The sequence below is a fragment of the Variovorax sp. CAN15 genome, assembly GCF_030462475.1.
Taxonomy (GTDB): Bacteria; Pseudomonadota; Gammaproteobacteria; order Burkholderiales; family Burkholderiaceae_C; genus Variovorax.
The window spans coordinates 14,253-29,924 of the sequence record NZ_JASMRZ010000013.1; the positions used below are offsets into that span (position 1 = coordinate 14,253).

The 15,672-nt window shown below is 68.6% G+C and carries 14 protein-coding genes and 1 riboswitch; of the genes, 3 read left to right on the top strand and 11 right to left on the bottom strand.

Annotated features, from left to right (window positions below):
- Positions 1-6: 6 nt before the first annotated feature.
- From cobW to QMO14_RS11825, 5 genes are all read right to left on the bottom strand, one after another.
- Positions 7-1,074, bottom strand: coding sequence for a cobalamin biosynthesis protein CobW (cobW, locus tag QMO14_RS11805; RefSeq protein ID WP_301507401.1), 1,068 nt, complete (start codon positions 1,072-1,074; stop codon positions 7-9).
- A gap of 135 nt (positions 1,075-1,209) precedes the next feature.
- Complete coding sequence (locus QMO14_RS11810) at positions 1,210-1,887, bottom strand: energy-coupling factor ABC transporter permease (RefSeq protein ID WP_301507402.1); 678 nt, start codon at positions 1,885-1,887, stop codon at positions 1,210-1,212.
- Between the two features lie 73 nt (positions 1,888-1,960).
- Positions 1,961-3,499: a PepSY domain-containing protein gene (locus QMO14_RS11815; protein WP_301507403.1), complete on the bottom strand. Its 1,539-nt coding sequence runs from the start codon at positions 3,497-3,499 to the stop codon at positions 1,961-1,963.
- A 22-nt stretch (positions 3,500-3,521) separates the two neighbouring features.
- On the bottom strand, positions 3,522-5,615 hold the full coding sequence (locus QMO14_RS11820; RefSeq protein ID WP_301507404.1) for a TonB-dependent siderophore receptor: 2,094 nt from the start codon (positions 5,613-5,615) through the stop codon (positions 3,522-3,524).
- A gap of 230 nt (positions 5,616-5,845) precedes the next feature.
- A riboswitch (cobalamin riboswitch) is annotated at positions 5,846-6,149 on the bottom strand.
- A gap of 92 nt (positions 6,150-6,241) precedes the next feature.
- Entirely contained in the window at positions 6,242-6,466 is a 225-nt protein-coding gene (locus QMO14_RS11825) for a hypothetical protein (protein WP_301507405.1), read from the bottom strand.
- A gap of 153 nt (positions 6,467-6,619) precedes the next feature.
- On the opposite strand from QMO14_RS11825, the gene QMO14_RS11830 reads away from it, so the two are divergent.
- The gene (locus tag QMO14_RS11830; RefSeq protein WP_301507406.1) at positions 6,620-7,024 is read left to right on the top strand and encodes a hypothetical protein; all 405 of its coding nucleotides are present in this window, start codon (positions 6,620-6,622) and stop codon (positions 7,022-7,024) included.
- An 18-nt stretch (positions 7,025-7,042) separates the two neighbouring features.
- Here QMO14_RS11830 and ybaL read toward each other — a convergent pair whose 3' ends face one another.
- From ybaL to phbB, 3 genes are all read right to left on the bottom strand, one after another.
- Positions 7,043-8,752, bottom strand: a complete 1,710-nt coding sequence (gene ybaL / locus QMO14_RS11835) for a YbaL family putative K(+) efflux transporter (protein WP_301507407.1) — start codon at positions 8,750-8,752, stop codon at positions 7,043-7,045.
- A gap of 136 nt (positions 8,753-8,888) precedes the next feature.
- Complete coding sequence (locus tag QMO14_RS11840; protein WP_301507408.1) at positions 8,889-10,232, bottom strand: dicarboxylate/amino acid:cation symporter; 1,344 nt, start codon at positions 10,230-10,232, stop codon at positions 8,889-8,891.
- 260 nt (positions 10,233-10,492) lie between these two features.
- Positions 10,493-11,230, bottom strand: coding sequence for an acetoacetyl-CoA reductase (gene phbB / locus QMO14_RS11845; protein WP_301507409.1), 738 nt, complete (start codon positions 11,228-11,230; stop codon positions 10,493-10,495).
- Positions 11,231-11,434: 204 nt separating this feature from the next.
- Between phbB and QMO14_RS11850 the strand changes: the two genes are divergently transcribed.
- Both QMO14_RS11850 and QMO14_RS11855 read left to right on the top strand, forming a co-directional pair.
- Positions 11,435-12,082, top strand: coding sequence for a DJ-1/PfpI family protein (locus QMO14_RS11850; RefSeq protein ID WP_301507410.1), 648 nt, complete (start codon positions 11,435-11,437; stop codon positions 12,080-12,082).
- Complete coding sequence (locus QMO14_RS11855) at positions 12,079-12,591, top strand: CinA family protein (protein WP_301507411.1); 513 nt, start codon at positions 12,079-12,081, stop codon at positions 12,589-12,591. The genes QMO14_RS11850 and QMO14_RS11855 overlap by 4 nt, the downstream gene beginning before the upstream one ends.
- Before the next feature lie 6 nt (positions 12,592-12,597).
- Here the strand turns inward: QMO14_RS11855 and QMO14_RS11860 are convergent, their stop codons facing one another.
- From QMO14_RS11860 to QMO14_RS11870, 3 genes are read right to left on the bottom strand one after another with little or no spacing between them, the layout of a single operon-like run.
- Positions 12,598-13,596, bottom strand: a complete 999-nt coding sequence (locus tag QMO14_RS11860) for a tripartite tricarboxylate transporter substrate binding protein BugD (RefSeq protein ID WP_301507496.1) — start codon at positions 13,594-13,596, stop codon at positions 12,598-12,600.
- Between the two features lie 39 nt (positions 13,597-13,635).
- A complete protein-coding gene (locus tag QMO14_RS11865) occupies positions 13,636-14,493 on the bottom strand; it encodes a CoA ester lyase (RefSeq protein ID WP_301507412.1) in 858 nt (285 codons plus the stop codon).
- Positions 14,490-15,671, bottom strand: a complete 1,182-nt coding sequence (locus QMO14_RS11870; protein WP_301507413.1) for a CaiB/BaiF CoA-transferase family protein — start codon at positions 15,669-15,671, stop codon at positions 14,490-14,492. The genes QMO14_RS11865 and QMO14_RS11870 overlap by 4 nt, the downstream gene beginning before the upstream one ends.
- Position 15,672: the final 1 nt, after the last annotated feature.

Consider the following 15,672-nt stretch of genomic DNA (forward strand, 5'->3'; position numbering starts at 1 on the left):
AGGGCGTCAGGCCGTGGCGACGGCGCCCGCCTCTTCGAGCGCCTTGCGCAGCGCGCTTTCGTCCAGGTCTTCGCCGATGAACACCAGCCGTGTGCGCTGCGCCTCGCCATCGCGCCAGCGGCGGTCGAAGTGGTGGTCGAAGCGGCGGCCCACGCCCTGCACCAGCAGGCGCATCGGCTTGCCGGGCACGGCGACGAAGCCCTTCACGCGGTAGATGGTGTGCTGCTCGACCAGCTTGCCGAGCACGGCCAGGAGGCTGTCGCGGTCCACGGGCGGCAGCTCGATCACGAGCGAGTCGAACTCGTCGTGGTCGTGGTCTTCCTCGTGGTCGTGATGGCTCTCGCGCAGGTGGATGGTGGCCTCGGCCGCGCGGCCCTGGCCCAGCAGCAGCGCGAGCGGCAGCCTGCCTTCGCTGGCGGCGACGATCTTCACCTCTGGCGGAAGCTCCTCGCGCACCAGTGCCTCGACCTTGGCGCGCGCCGCGTCGTCCATCAGGTCGGTCTTGTTGAGCACCACGAGGTCGGCGGCCGAGAGCTGGTCTTCGAAGAGCTCGTGCAGCGGCGACTCGTGGTCGAGGTTGGGGTCGGCACGGCGGGCTTCGTCGACGGCCTGCGGGTTCTCGGCGAACTGGCCCGAGGCGGCGGCGGGGCCGTCGACCACGGTGACGACCGAATCGACGGTGAAGATGTTGGCGATGTCCGGCCACTGGAAGGCCTGCACCAGCGGCTTGGGCAGCGCGAGGCCGGAGGTTTCGATGAGCACCGCATCGAGCTCGCCGCGCCGTTCGGCCAGCTGCAGCATCACCGGCAGGAACTCTTCCTGCACGGTGCAGCAGACGCAGCCGTTGGCCAGCTCGTACAACGCGCCCTCGCGCTCGTTGCCCTCGTCGTCGCAGCCGATGCCGCAGCCGCGCAGGATCTCCCCGTCGATGCCGAGCTCGCCGAACTCGTTGACGATCACCGCGATGCGGCGGCCCTCGGCATGGCCGAGGATGTGGCGCAGCAGCGTGGTCTTGCCGCTGCCGAGGAAGCCCGTGACGATGGTGACGGGGATCTTGGCGTTGCTTGGGGTCATGGGGTGGATTCTTTCAGGCGCCCGCGGCTGGCGCGCAGCCGGCAAGGCGGAAACGATGCCGAACGACTCCGGCACCGTGGATGGAAATGCACGCCCTCCCCGAGCTGATGCCCGGGAAGGTACGAGAGGAAGCGGTCAGATGCCGCCGTACAGGCGACGCTCGACGAAGGCGGTGCCCTGCAGACGGCGCCATGCCTTCGCGGCAGCCAGCACGCCGAGGTCGACCAGTGGCTCGACCAGCACGACCGTCATGTAGGCGGCGCCGAAGCTGGCGATCTGGCTCAGGTTCTCGACGCCGGCGCCGCGGCCGTACAGCGCCCAGAAGCCCACCCACACCACGATGCCGCCCTGGTAGGCCAGCGAGAGCTTGAAGGCCTGCTGGTAGTCGATGTCCACATAGGCCAGCTTCTCGGGAATGATGCGGCGCGCCAGCGCGGAAGTGGCGAACAGCGGCACCAGCAGCGTGGTGACGTTCATGCCGTACTGCGGAATGTCCTGCGGCTCGAAGAACAGGCCCTGTACGAGCAGCCCGCCCGCCAGCCCGATGGCCGCCGGCGCGAGCCCGAACACCAGCAGCAGCGTGGTGCCCAGGATCAGGTGCACCTCTGACACGCCCACCGGATGGTGCGGGAACACTTCGAAGAAGCAGAACACCAGCGCCACGGCGATGACGGAGCGCAGCACCAGCGCGGCGGGCCCGTCCTTCATGAGCATCTGGAACGCGACCTTGCCGGTGTAGGCAAGCGCGGCTGCCGCCGTCGCGTAGCTGAGGAATATCTTGGATCCGTCGACCAGACCTGGTTCGATGTGCATCGAGCACCTCCTGAAATGCACCGCGGTGCGAAAGTTGATTGTTGGTGGATGGGCAGGCTCACGCAAGCCCCGTTCATGAACGCCGCAGCGCATGCCGCGCGCCCGGCAAGGCCGCCGGCTTCGGCTTTCGCCGCAGCCGGCGCCAGCCGATCACGACGCCGCTGGCCGAGGCCACGGCGCCGACGATGGAAAGCAGCCACACCACGAGATCCCAGGCCGGCCGGTACTGGATGAGCCAGGGAAAGTCGAGGCTGTGCGCCGCGTTGAAGAGCCAGCGGCGCAGGCGCGAATTGCCGTCGTTGCCGCCGGCCACCTGGCCGCTGGCCGGGTCGATGTAGATCCAGCTGCGCGCCGGGTCGTCGAACTGCAGGCGCCAGACGGGCACGATGCGCTCGCGGTGGTGGCCGTACCAGTGGAAGTCTTCACGGGTCTGGAGCATGGCTTCGATGATGTTCGAGCCGGGCCGCAGGCGGGCGGCGGCGCGCAGGATGTCGTCCTTTGCGATGGCGGCTGGCGCGCCGGTGGCGGCATCGACCACCCGCACGCGCGCCCTCGCATCGCGCAGCTGCAACAGCGGCTTGCCGTCGAACCACAGCAGCACGGCCTCGCGCGGGGCCGCATCACCCTCGCCCCCCGGCAGTGTTGCAGGCGGCCACGGGAACGGCGAAGTACCGGCGCCCGTGTAGCTCGCCATCGCAGCCGCATCGCCCGCGCCGCGCTGGAACCAGCCATTGGGGTTCATCGACAGCCAGCCGCTGACGATCCAGGTCAGCACGAAGAAGCCGCCGATCAGCCCCGCGATGTGGTGCCATGCCATCCAGCCGCTGTAGGGCGTGACCGCGCCGTTGCGGAAGCGCCGCCTCAGGCGCACCCGCAGGATGCCGATGACGATGCCCGTCACCGCCGAGACGATGCAGGCGGCCGACAGCCACACCACCACGTCGTGCCACAGCGGCGGGTCGGCGCGCAGCGGCGTGAAGTAGATCCAGTGCGGCACCGAGCCGAGCCAGTTCCAGAAGCGCTCGGAGCGCGTGGTGTCGCGCACCACCTCGCCGTTGCGCTGCGACACGTAGAGCTCGGTGCCCGCCGCGTCGCCGACTTCGATGCGGTGCAGTGGACGCAGCGGGTTCAGGCCCTGCGGCACGGTCCACTGGTCGCGCTCCAGCGTCTCGGCCCAGCGGGCGCCGGCATGGCCGGAGAAGTCGCGCGCGATGGCCTCGGCCTGCGCGGCATCGACCGGGCCGGGTACACGGCCGTCGCGCGCCGAAACCGTGTGCCGACCGCCGCGCGCATCGACGATGCGCCAGACAGGGCCGGCGTCGTTTCCGCCCTGCAACTCCAGCACCATGCGCCGCGGAGGCTGGGCGCGCGCCTCCTTCGGCAGCGCTTCGAGCGCGGCCGACGGCGACACCACCGCCTGCCCGAAGCGCAGCGGCGAGAGGCCCGCGAGGCGCTCCTCGTCCGTGAGGTTCGGATACCCCACGTACATCATCACCACGCCCGAGACGAACCACATGACGAACAGCAGGCAGCCGCCGATGCCCAGCCACCGGTGCGTCCAGTAGAGCCAGTGGCGGATGCGCGGCCAGGCGCGGCGCCATGCGGAGGTCATGCGTTCGTCCTGCCCGCACTCATCAGAAGTTGACCAGCGCCGACAGCTCGAAGGAGCGCGGACGCCCCAGCAGCCACTGGTTGCCGCCGCTCGAGAACGACACCGGGTAGCGCCGGTCGGCCAGGTTGTAGGCGCGCAGCGCGAGCTTGAGCGACGGGTTCGCCTGCCAGCTCACGCCCGCATCGGCCACGGTGTAGGAGCCGATCTTGCGCGAGTTGGCCGAGTCGGCCTGGCGCGGGCCCACGTAGCGCAGGCCGACATCGGCCTCCCACTGCGGCAGGAAGCGCCAGGTGAGCCAGAGGTTGGCGGCCTCCTCGGGCACGCCGGTGGGCGTGTTGCCCGCGCGCGAGACCAGTTTGCCGCTGACCACTTCGTTGAAGTCGTCATAGCGCGCGCGCAGCTTGGCGGCATTCGCTTCCAGCCGCAACGTGGAGGTCAGCGCCAGGTCGAGCGTGGCCTCGATGCCTTCGGAAGACTGCTTGCCGACCTGCTGCGTGACGGTGGGATCGATGGCGTCGCGCGAGAGCAGCTTGTTCTTCTCGATGCGGTAGGCCGCCACCGTCCATGCGCCGCGGCTGTCCGCGAGCTGGCGCTTGTAGCCGACCTCGACCTGCCTGCCGGTGCTCAGGTCGAAGGCTGCCTGCGAGGCCGAGGTGGTCACCAGCGAGCCCAGCGGATCGGCCGCGCGCGCCACCTGCGCATAGAACGACTGCGAGGCATCGGGCGCGTAGACCACGCCGAGGCGGCCGGTGGCGTATTCGAAGGTCTTGCCGAAGCTGCTGGCAGCGTTCTGAAGATCGGTGCGCGCGATCTTCGCGTGGTCCCAGCGCAGGCTGCCCACCAGCGACCACTGCTGGTTGAAGGCCAGCTTGTCCTCGGCGAAGAAGGCGTAGGTGCTGGTCTTGGTCTTGTAGCGCGGCGTATAGGCCACCGGAGAGGCGTAGTAGCCGGGGCTGAAGACGAAGGGATCGACCACCGAACGGCCGCCGTAGGGCGAGTCGTTGGTGTGCGTGAAGTCGATGCGATTCACGTCGAAGCCCACCAGCACCTGGTTGGCGAGGCCGAACATTCCGTGCCTGAAGGTGGCGTCGGTGCGGTTGCCGATCTGCTCCTGGTCGTGGCCGATCTCCAGGTAGTCGCCGCGCGTCACGCGCCGGGTGGTGGCGCTGTAGCTGTAGGTTTCGCTGTTGCGCCAGTGGCGCTTGCTCTCCAGCCGGTAGAGCTGGCTGCGCACCGTCACCGCGTCGCTGGGCGTCCACTGGGCGTCGAGGCGGGTCCACTTGTCGCGGTACTTGATCTCGGCGTCGTCCACGTTGTAGTTCTGGCGCAGGGTCTGGCTGCCGAGGCGGCCGTCGATCAGCGGCACGCCGTAGTAGCGCTGTGGCGACTGGCGGCCCTCGTCGTGCGAGAGCGTGAACTGCAGCTGCGGCGACACGTCCAGGCGCACTGCAGCGCTCACGGCCAGGCTCTCGGCCTCGCCGCGCTGCATGAAGCCGTCGGTGTTGCGCTGGCTGATGTCGAAGCGGTAGGAGAGCCTGTCGTTGATCGCCCCGCCGCTGCCGAAGGCGACTTGCCGGGTGGCGTCGGAGCCGACGGAAACCAGCGCCTCGTTGCGGATCGGGCCGCGCGTGGGCTTCTTGGGCACCACGTTGATCGCGCCGCCGATGGCGCCCTCGCCGTACATCACCGAGGCCGCGCCGCGCAGCACCTCGATGCGGTCGGCCGACCAGGTGTCGAAGGGAAAGGTGACGGTGCCAGCGCCGGCATACAGGCGCGTGCCGTCGAAGAGCTGCATCACCGAGCCGTGGCCCAGGAAGCCCCGCGCCGCCAGCGCGGTGCCGCCGTTGCCCGGGCCGGGCGAGCCGGTGATGCCGGTGGCGCGGGTGACGGCGTCGATCACCGAGACATCGCCGCGCGCGCGGATAGTGTCGCCCGTCAGCACCTCGACGCTGGCCGGCGTCTCAAGCGGCGTGAGGTCGAGGCGGCTGCCGGTCTGCGTGGGCTCGTCGATGGCCAGCGGCGCGTGCCGTTCGGCATCGACCTGGATCGGCTTGAGCGTCTGGCCGTCGGGCGTCTGCGCGAGGACCGTCGCACAGGGGCCAAGGGCGAGCCCCAACCCAGTGAAAGACTCGAAAGCTCCGAAAACCGCGCCCAGCGCCTCAGCCGCCGCGGCGACGCTCCCCTGCGATCGCTCCCTCGCGATGCATGCCCCATGAAACTTCTCCTCCGGCCTGCGTCCCCGCAGGCTCCTGCTCGATGAAGGACGCGGCGGGAGGGGGCGAAAGGGCTGCGGCGACCCGCGGCGGGCGCGGTAGGCGGCTGGCCCGGACACGCACTCCCGCAGCGTCCGAAGGCGGTTGCGAAGGCCGGTATCCGGGCTTGCGGAGTGCCGCGGCGTGTTCTGTCTTGAATCACGCCGTGGCGGAAGCCCTCGCCTTCCCACGCCGAAGCGCAGTGGCTGCCCGTGCCAAGCTAGGAGGCACGAGCCCGAGGGTTTCCATATCCGCTGACCGTTGCGGGGGCAGCGCAGGAATCGACGCGTAGATCGATCTCCAGAGAGGAGAACGACGGCGCGGCTCACCTGCTTCCCGTTTAACCCCGTCGCCATCGATGAGATGGCGTGCGAGGCACCTTCGAACCGTGTTGTCCGGCGCAGCGGTCAATGAAAACTGCCGCACCGGAACGGCGGGATTATAGGTAGCGCCCCTCGAGAGCCCTGCCCGGCAGGCCTTGCCCCGGGCTTCAGGAGGCCGGCTTGCCGTCGGGCCCGAACAGCCGCCGCATCATCGCCACGCCCGCCACCAGCGCGTTCGAGTAGGTGGCATAGGGCTCGTGGGCCGCCTCCAGCGGCACGTAGACATGGGTGGTGTCGCCGGGGGCGCCGTCCACGGCCTCCATCAGTACCCAGTAGAACTCGCCCGCCTCCAGCTCGTGGACGGTGAGTGCGATGTTCCTGGGAGAAGGCATGAGGCGAGGATGACGGTGCTTGCTGACTGCTGAATGAATTGAACAGGCGACGGAGGCGAGCGGTTGACAGGGCTTTAGGGGTTCTCCTACAGAGCAGTCCCCGGACGCGACCTAATGTTGTGTTCAGGAATTCCCACAAGAACAGGAGGCAGCATGAAGCACTTCACTCTTGAACCCCGCATGCGCTCGAGCATCGGCGGCGCCTTCTACCCGACCGGCTACTCGCTGGTGATGTTCCCGAGCGCGGAGGACGCGGACCGCATCGGCCACCGGCTGATCGAAAAGGGCGTGAGCGGCGACGAGGTCTACCTGCTCCCCGCCGAAACCGTGCTCAGCGAGATCGTGCCCACGGTGAAGATCGCCGACGATCCGCTGCCGTCCGCCGGCACCGACGCGGCCACCGTGCGCGCCTACGCCAAGCTGGCGCGCGAGGGCCACACCGGCCTGCTGGTAAGGACCAGGGACGGCGCGGCGGCCGAGCAGATGATGGAACTGGTGCGTACCGTGCCCTACTCCATTGCGCAGCGCTACCGCACGCTGGTGATCGAAGACCTCTGAGCGGAGCCTGGACATCGATCAGGCCGGCACGGCCATGGACACCGTGCGCTGAACCACGTCACGTGCCATGGCCTGGGCCAGTTCGTGCTCGCCGAGAAAAACGGTGGCGGAAGTTTCCTGCGTGAGAAGGCGGGCTTCCTGCTCGTTGTGGCTGCGGATCACCGTCTGGATGCCCGGGTTGAGCGTGCGCGCGGTTTCCATCATCTGGCGCACGTTCATGGCGTCGGGCGTGGCGACCACCAGCACGCGGGCGCGCGCGATGTGTGCCTGGATCAGCACCGCCGGATCGGCCGCGTCGCCCCAGACGGCGGGCGTTCCGGCTTCGCGCAGCTTCTCGACCAGCTCGCGATTCTGCTCGGCCACCACATAGGGAATGTCGTTGGCGTCGAGCTCGGCCGCGATGCGGCGGCCGACCCGGCCGTAGCCGACCAGCACCACCTGCCGCGAGAGGTATTTCGCCTCGGTGGTCATCGGCAGTTCGGCCAGCGGGTCTTCGCGCATCTCCAGCCCGCGCGCGAAGGAGGAATGCGCATGAAGCCACTTCTGCATTGGCGCGATCAGGCTGAACCACAGTGGATTGGTCGCGATGGAAATCAGCGCTCCGGCCAGCACCAGGCTCTGACCTTCCGTCGGCAGAAGGCCCAGCGACACCCCCAGCCCGGCCAGGATGAACGAGAACTCGCCGATCTGCGCCAGGCTCGCGCTCACTGTGAGCGCAGTGCCCAGCGGGTAGCGGAGCACCAGCACCAGAGTGCAGGCCGCCAGCGACTTGCCCAGCACGATCACGAGCACCACGGCGAGCACTTGCAGCGGCCGGTCGAGCAGCACCGAGGGATCGAACAGCATGCCGACCGACACGAAGAACAGCACGGCGAAGGCGTCGCGCAGCGGCAGCGATTCCTGCGCCGCCCGATGGGCGAACTGCGACTCGCGCATCACCATGCCGGCGAAGAATGCACCCAGCGCGAAAGACACACCGAACAGCGCCGCCGACGCATAGGCGATGCTCACGGCCGCCGCGACCACGCACAGCGTGAACAGCTCGCGCGAACCGGTGCGCGTGACCTGCCAGAGGATCCAAGGGAACACCCGCCGCCCCACCACCAGCATCAGCGCGACGAAGCCGCCGACCTGCAGCAGCGTGAGGCCCAGCGTCTGCCAAAGCGGATCGGCATTGCCGCCCGCCTGCGGGCCCTGCCCGCCGAGCGTGCCCGCCAGCGGCGGCATGAGCACCAGCACCAGCACCATTGCCAGGTCTTCGACCACGAGCCAGCCGACCGCGATGCGGCCCGTGAAGGAGTCGAGGATGCCCAGGCTCTCGAGCGCGCGCAGCAGCACCACCGTGCTCGCCACCGACAGCGCCAGCCCGAACACCAGCGCGGCACCAGGGCTCCAGCCCCACCACATCGCCAGCCCGCCGCCCAGCAGCGTGGCCACGGCGATCTGCGCGAGCGCGCCGGGCAGCGCGATCTTGCGCACCGCCAGCAGGTCGTCGAGGGAGAAATGAAGGCCCACGCCGAACATCAGCAGCATCACGCCGATCTCGGCGAGCTGGGCCGCGATGCCCGCGTCGGCCACGAAGCCAGGGGTGAAGGGGCCGATGATCACGCCCGCCAGCAGGTACCCCACCAGCGCCGGCAATCGCAGCCTGGMCGCCAGGAAGCCGAGGATGAGCGCCAGCCCCAGTCCGGCGGCGACCGTGTTGATGAGGGAGACGCTGTGGGGCATCGTTGCATTTTGCAGGAACGATGTTCAACCTTTAAGGCTGGCAGGATTCTTCAAGGAACACTGCGGAACCGGCTTTGCCGGGCCGCCGGTGTTGCCCCTGCAAGGGGGCAGGCGAAGCCTGGGGGGCGTTTCCCGGCTATCCGGCCATCTTGCTGCTGCGAGCAGCATCCAGCGCCTCGGGCTCCTGGGCCTCCACCCACGTCTCGTTGTCGAGGCCGGCCTGCAGCCGGTTCTCGTCGAGTTCGTTGGTCCACTTGGCGACCACGATGGTGGCGACACCGTTGCCGATCAGGTTGGTGAGCGCGCGGGCTTCCGACATGAAGCGGTCGATGCCGAGAATGAGCGCCAGCCCCGCCACCGGCACATGCCCCACCGCCGACAGCGTCGCCGCCAGCACGATGAAGCCGCTGCCCGTGACGCCGGCCGCGCCCTTCGAGGTGAGCAACAGCACCGCCAGCAGCGTGATCTCCTGCGTGAGCGTCATCGGCGTGTTGGTGGCCTGCGCGATGAACACCGCCGCCATCGTGAGATAGATGGAAGTGCCGTCGAGGTTGAACGAATAGCCGGTCGGGATGACGAGGCCCACGCAGGTCTTGTTGGCACCCAGGTTCTCCATCTTCTCCATCATGCGCGGCAGCACCGATTCGCTAGACGACGTGCCCAGCACGATCAGCAGCTCTTCCTTGATGTACTTGATGAACTTCCAGATGCTGAAGCCGTGGAATCGCGCAATGAGCCCCAGCACCACGAAGATGAAGAGCAGGCAGGTCAGGTAGAAGGTGCCCATCAGCTTGCCCAGCGAGAACAGGCTGCCCAGCCCGTACTTGCCGATGGTGAAGGCCATGGCGCCGAAGGCACCGATGGGCGCCAGCTTCATGATGTAGTTGACGATGCCGAAGAGCACATGCGAGCCCTTCTCGATCACGTCGAACACCAGCGTGCCGCGGCCGCCGAAGCGGTGCAGCGCGAAGCCGAACAGCACCGCGATCAGCAACACCTGCAGGATCTCGCCCTTGGCGAAGGCATCCACGACGGTGCTCGGGATGATGTTGAGCAGGAAGTCGACCGTCCCGGTCATCTTGCCGGGACCGGTGTAGGCCGCGATGCTCTTGGTGTCGAGCGTTGCCGGGTCGATGTTCATGCCGCCGCCAGGCCTGAGCACGTTGACCAGCACAAGGCCGACGAGCAGCGCGATGGTGCTGACGACCTCGAAGTACAGCAGGGCCAGCCCGCCGGTCTTGCCGACCTTCTTCATGTCCTCCATGCCGGCGATGCCCACCACCACCGTGCAGAAGATGATCGGCGCGATGATCATCTTGATCAGCTTGATGAAGCCGTCGCCCAGCGGCTTCATCGCCTCGCCCGCAGCCGGATAGAAGTGGCCCAGCAGCACGCCGATGACCACGGCCGTGATCACCTGCAGGTAGAGGGAACGGTACAGCGGGAGCTTTCTGGCGGATGTGCTTGTTGTGCTTTCCATGTTTGCCTCCGGAGGGTTGGGAACTGTAGGACGCGTGTTCGCGGTTTTCTATCCGTGGAACGCGTATCGATGAAATGAAAAAACCCGCCGAAGCGGGTCTTCCGGATCAGCCTTCAGTCAGCATCCACATGCTGCATCGGCCATCGAGGCTCATTCCATGAATACCGCGGAACCGGCTTTGCCGAGCCGCTGGTATTGCCCCCGGCGAGGGGGTGGGCGTGGCGACACGAAGTGCGCAAAGCCTGGGGGAGAGCCTCATTTCAATGCATGTGCAGGCCACCGTTGACGGAGAAGTCGGCACCGGTGCTGTAGCCGCCTTCATCGGTGGCGAGCCACGCGATGATCGATGCGATTTCGCTCGGCTCGCCCAGGCGCTTGACCGGGATGGTGGCCACGATCTTGTCGAGCACTTCCTGGCGGATGGCCTTGACCATGTCGGTGCCGATGTAGCCCGGGCTCACGGTGTTGACCGTGACACCCTTGCTGGCCAGCTCCTGCGCCAGCGCCATGGTGAAGCCGTGCATGCCGGCCTTGGCCGCCGAGTAGTTGGTCTGGCCCGCCTGGCCCTTGGCGCCGTTGACCGAGCTGATGTTGATGATGCGGCCCCAGCCCTTTTCCACCATGTCGCCCACCACCTGCTTGGTGACGTTGAACATGCTGTTGAGGTTGGTCTCGATCACCGCGCTCCAGTCCTCGGGCGTCATCTTGAGGAACATGCGGTCCCGCGTGATGCCGGCGTTGTTGACCAGCACGTCGATGGGGCCGTGCGCGGCCTTGGCGGCGGAGAAGGCTTCGACGGTGGATTGCCAGTCGCCGACATTGCCGACCGACGCATGGAACTCGAAGCCTTCGGCTTTCTGTTCGGCCAGCCACTTGGCGTAGTCGCGCGTGGGGCCGCAACCTGCGACCACGGTGAACCCGTCCTTGTAGAGACGCTGGCAGATGGCTGTTCCGATGCCACCCATGCCCCCGGTGACATATGCAACTTTCTTGCTCATGAGATTTCCTTTGTGTAATGGCAAAAGCCTGAACGGCCGCCTTCACTCTAGCGAGTTTCAAGCCATGGACCCTCTCAGGAAAACACTGAGCCAGGCTTGCAACCAGCTGTCACGAAGATTGTCTTGAGGCGGCCTTCGTGCTCACCCTCTATCCTCGCATCCGTGCGCGTCCGCACAGGCAAAAAACCCAAGGAGTTCCAAAGTATGAATTTCGGGATCATCGTCTTCCCCGACGTCGAGGAACTCGACTTCGTCGGCCCCTGGGAAATGCTCACCATGTGGAGCAAGCTGGCCGGCGGTCCCGAGCACTGCCTGATCGTGGCCGAGAAGCGCGAGCCGGTGGCTTGCGCCAAGGGCCTCTCGATCAACCCCCACGTTTCCTTCGCCGACTGCCCCCAGCTCGACTGCCTGCTCGTTCCCGGCGGCATGGGCACGCGCCGCGAGGTCGACAACCCCGCCATGACCCGCTTCCTCGCCGACCAGGCGCCCGGATGCACCACGCTGATGTCGGTGTGCACCGGCGCCTTCGTGCTGCACGCGGCCGGGCTGCTCTCCGGCAAGACCGCCACCACCCACTGGGGATCGCTCGACCGCCTGCGCGCGCTGGGCGACGTGAAGGTGGTAGAGCAGCGCTTCGTGCAGGACGGCAACGTCTGGACCTCGGCCGGGGTATCGGCCGGTACCGACCTGATGCTGGCCTACATCGCCCACAGCGCGGGCGAGGAAGCCGCCGCCAAGGTGCAGCTGCAGGCCGAGTACTACCCGGCGGACACCATCTACGGAGACACCGCGAGCCACGAGCGCGCGCCGGCCTACGTGAAGCGGCCCGGTCCGCGCTTCCAGGTCCGATGACCGCGCCCTCCCTGCCCGAATCCTTGCCCGTGCTCGCGGCGCGCGTCGGCGAAGCGCTGCGCGCGCGGGGCCAGACGGTGGCGGTGGTCGAGTCCTCGGCCGGCGGGCTGGTGTCGGCAGCCCTGCTCGCCATCGCGGGTGCCTCGGCCTACTTCAAGGGCGGCGCGGTCGTCTATTCGAGGCGCGCCGGCCGCGCGCTGCTGAACCTGACCGCCGAGGACATGGCCGGCATGCGCGGCGAGACCGAGCCCTACGCCCGGCTCATCGCCGGTCGGGTGCGCGACACCCACCACTCGACCTGGGGCATCGCCGAAAGCGGAGCGGCCGGGCCGTCGCCCAGCCCCTACGGCGACGTGCCGGGGCGCGTGTGCCTGGCACTCGCCGGCCCGGTCAGCGTGAGCCGCACCATCGAGACCGGCAATGCCGACCGCCCGGCGAACATGGACCTGTTCGCGCGGCATTTGCTCGCGCTGTTCGACGAGGCGCTGCGCGCGCAGTCCATCGGCTGAAAAAGATCAGTCCGCCTGCACGCCGGCGGCGCGGATCACCTTGCCCCACTTGCCCACCTCCGCCGCCAGGTGCGTGCGCAGGCTCTCGGGCGTCTGCTTCTCCACCGGCACGATCTCGGAGCTGAGCTCGGCCAGGCGGTGCTTCACCATGTCGTCCTGCAGCGCCGCGCGCAGGGCGACGTTGAGCTTCTCGATCACCGGCTGCGGCGTGCCCTTGGGCGCATAGATGCCGTGCCACACCCGCACGTCGAAGCCCTTGAGCCCCTGCTCGTCCAGCGTCGGGATGTTCGGCATGCTCGACAGCCGCTGCGGCGTGGTCACGCCGAACACCTTCACGCGGTTGCCGTCCTTGATGACCGGCGCGGTCTGCGTGGTCTGGTCGCACAGCAGGTCGACCTGCCCGCCCATCAGGTCGTTGAGCGCCGGGCCCGCACCCTTGTAGGGCACGGTCGTGAGCTGCACGCCGATCTGGTTCATGAAAAGCAGGCCGCACAGCTGCGACACCGCGCCCACGCCCGCGTTGGCCAGCGTGACCTTGTCCTTGTTGGCCTTCACGTAGGCCAGCAATTCCTGGTAGTTGTTGGCCGGGAAATCCTTGCGCGAGAGCAGCGTCATCGGCACGTCCAGCACCTGGCCGACGTACTCGAAATCCTTCAGCGGGTCGTAGTTGAGCTTCTTGTAGAGCGCGGGCGCGGTGGCCATGCCCATGTGGTGGATCAGGATGGTGTAGCCGTTGGGCGCCGCCTTTGCCACACGCGTTGGCGCGATGGTGCCGCCCGCGCCGACGGTGTTCTCGACGATCACCGGCTGGCCCAGCGACTTGCCCATCGGGATGGCGAGCATGCGCGCTACCACGTCGGTCGGGCCGCCGGCCGAGTACGGCACGACCATCGTCACCGGCTTGTCGGGCCATGCGGCCTGCGCTGATGCCGGCACCTGGAAGGCCAGCAGGCATGCGCCCGCCGAGGCGGCGATCAGGGTCCTGAATTTCCAGCTTTTCTTGATTGCTCTCGTCACTTGCTCGTCTCCTTCATGGTTGTTTGCTCAGGGGTGTTCTTCGTCGAGCGCGAGCAGGCGTTCGGCCAGCCGCACGACAGGCGCATCGACCATGCGCCCGTCGAGGCTGACGACGCCGCCGCCGGCCGTGCGCATGGCCTCGACCACGCGGCGGGCCCACGCCAGCTCCTGCGCCGTGGGGCCGAGCGCGGCGTGCACCGGCGCGACCTGGTCGGGATGGATGCACAGCCTGGCGCCGAAGCCGCCGCGCCGCGCGCGCGCGGTGTCGGCCGCCAGCCGGTCCGCGTCGCGCCAGTCGGGCGTCACGCCGTCGATGGGTGCCGGCAATCCGGCGCGGCGCGAGGCCAGCAGCAGCGCGAGGCGCACCGGCACCAGCTCCGCCTCGTCGACGTCGCAGGCCAGGCCCAGGTCGGCCTGGAAATCCAGGTTGCCGAAGGCCAGGCGCAGCACCTGCGGGCCGGCGGCGAGTTCGTCGACCGCGGCGAGGCCGGCGGCCGACTCGATCAGCGGMACCAGCGCGGCCGACGGGCCTGCCGCCTCGGCCACCCGCGAGAGATCGGCCGCGCACTCCGCCTTGGGCAGCACGATGCCGGCGATCAGCCCCTGCGCGGCGAGCGCTCCGATCTGCGCGCGGTCGTCGTCATGCCAAGGCGTGCCGGCCGCATTGATGCGCACCAGCAGCCGTCGCCGGTCTCCGGCGGGCAGCGCGGCGAACGAGGCCGCGAGCTGATCGCGCGCCTGCACCTTGCGCTCGGGAGCCACTGCGTCTTCGAGGTCGACGATCACGCCGCCCGCCCCCGTCGCCAGCGCACGCACATGGCGCTCGGGCCGGTCGGCGGGCACGAAGAGAAAGGCGCGCGCCAGGGAAAGCGGCGACGCGCTCACACCGCCCTCGCCTCGCGCAGCGCCGCGATCTCCGCCTCGCTGCGCCCGAGGCTGCGCAGGATGGCGTCGGTGTGCTCGCCGACCGCCGGGATCGGGTCCATGCGGTAGTCGAAGGCGCTCTGGCGCCCGGCCGGCAGCAGGGCCGGGATGTCGCCGGCCGGCGAGCCCACCTGCCGCCAGCGCCCGCGCGCCTGCAGCTGCGGATGGGCCCAGAGCCCGGCCATGTCGTTCATGCGGGCGTTGGCGATCTGCGCGGTGTCCAGCCGCTCCAGCACCTGCGCCGTGCTCAGCGCGCCGAAGGTCTCCACGATGATCGCGCGCAGCGCCTCGCGGTTCTCGTTGCGGCGCGCGTTGCTGTCGAAGCGCGGGTCGGCGGCCAGCCCGGTCCGCAGCAGCACCTTCTCGCAGAAGGTGCGCCACTCGCGCTCGTTCTGCAGGCCCAGCATCACGGTGCCGCCGTCGCCCGCCGGGAAGGGGCCGTAGGGATAGATGGTCGCGTGCGAGGCGGCGCTGCGCGGCGGCGGCGGCGCGCCGTCGTAGGCGTAGTACATCGGGTAGCCCATCCACTCGGCCAGCGATTCGAGCATCGACACGTCGATGTGCGAGCCCTTGCCGGTCTTTCCACGCTGGAGCAGCGCCGCGAGGATGCCGGTGTAGGCATACATGCCGGCCGCGATGTCGGCGATGGAATTGCCCGACTTGCAGGGCTCGTCGGGCGTGCCCGTCACCGAGAGAAAACCGGCCTCGCTCTGGATCAGCAGGTCGTAGGCCTTCTTGTCGCGGTACGGGCCGTCCTCGCCATAGCCGGAGATGTCGCAGACGATGAGCTTCGGATGCCTTTCCTGCAGCGCCTGCGCGCCCAGCCCCATGCGCGCGGCGGCGCCGGGCGCGAGGTTCTGCACCAGCACGTCGGCGTCGGCCAGCAGTTCCTGCAGCACCGCGAGCGCGGCGGGCTGCTTGATGTCGAGCGTGAGGCTTTCCTTCGAGCGGTTCACCCACACGAAATGCGAGGCCTCGCCGCCCACGCGGGCGTCGTAGGCGCGCGCGAAGTCGCCCACCTCGGGACGCTCCACCTTGATGACGCGCGCGCCGAGGTCGGCGAGCTGGCGGGTGCAGAACGGCGCGGCGATGGCGTGCTCGAGCGAGATGACGGTGATGCCGTCCAGGGGTCTTGTCATG

What these genes read in the sequence shown, in the direction of transcription:
- QMO14_RS11855 (WP_301507411.1), top strand. Translation starts at nt 12,079, where the DNA reads ATGACCGCGCCCTCCCTGCCCGAATCCTTGCCCGTGCTCGCGGCGCGC.
- cobW (WP_301507401.1), bottom strand. Translation starts at nt 1,074, where the DNA reads ATGACCCCAAGCAACGCCAAGATCCCCGTCACCATCGTCACGGGCTTC.
- QMO14_RS11810 (WP_301507402.1), bottom strand. Translation starts at nt 1,887, where the DNA reads ATGCACATCGAACCAGGTCTGGTCGACGGATCCAAGATATTCCTCAGC.
- QMO14_RS11850 (WP_301507410.1), top strand. Translation starts at nt 11,435, where the DNA reads ATGAATTTCGGGATCATCGTCTTCCCCGACGTCGAGGAACTCGACTTC.
- QMO14_RS11825 (WP_301507405.1), bottom strand. Translation starts at nt 6,466, where the DNA reads ATGCCTTCTCCCAGGAACATCGCACTCACCGTCCACGAGCTGGAGGCG.
- QMO14_RS11870 (WP_301507413.1), bottom strand. Translation starts at nt 15,671, where the DNA reads ATGACAAGACCCCTGGACGGCATCACCGTCATCTCGCTCGAGCACGCC.
- QMO14_RS11815 (WP_301507403.1), bottom strand. Translation starts at nt 3,499, where the DNA reads ATGACCTCCGCATGGCGCCGCGCCTGGCCGCGCATCCGCCACTGGCTC.
- QMO14_RS11840 (WP_301507408.1), bottom strand. Translation starts at nt 10,232, where the DNA reads ATGGAAAGCACAACAAGCACATCCGCCAGAAAGCTCCCGCTGTACCGT.
- QMO14_RS11830 (WP_301507406.1), top strand. Translation starts at nt 6,620, where the DNA reads ATGAAGCACTTCACTCTTGAACCCCGCATGCGCTCGAGCATCGGCGGC.
- phbB (WP_301507409.1), bottom strand. Translation starts at nt 11,230, where the DNA reads ATGAGCAAGAAAGTTGCATATGTCACCGGGGGCATGGGTGGCATCGGA.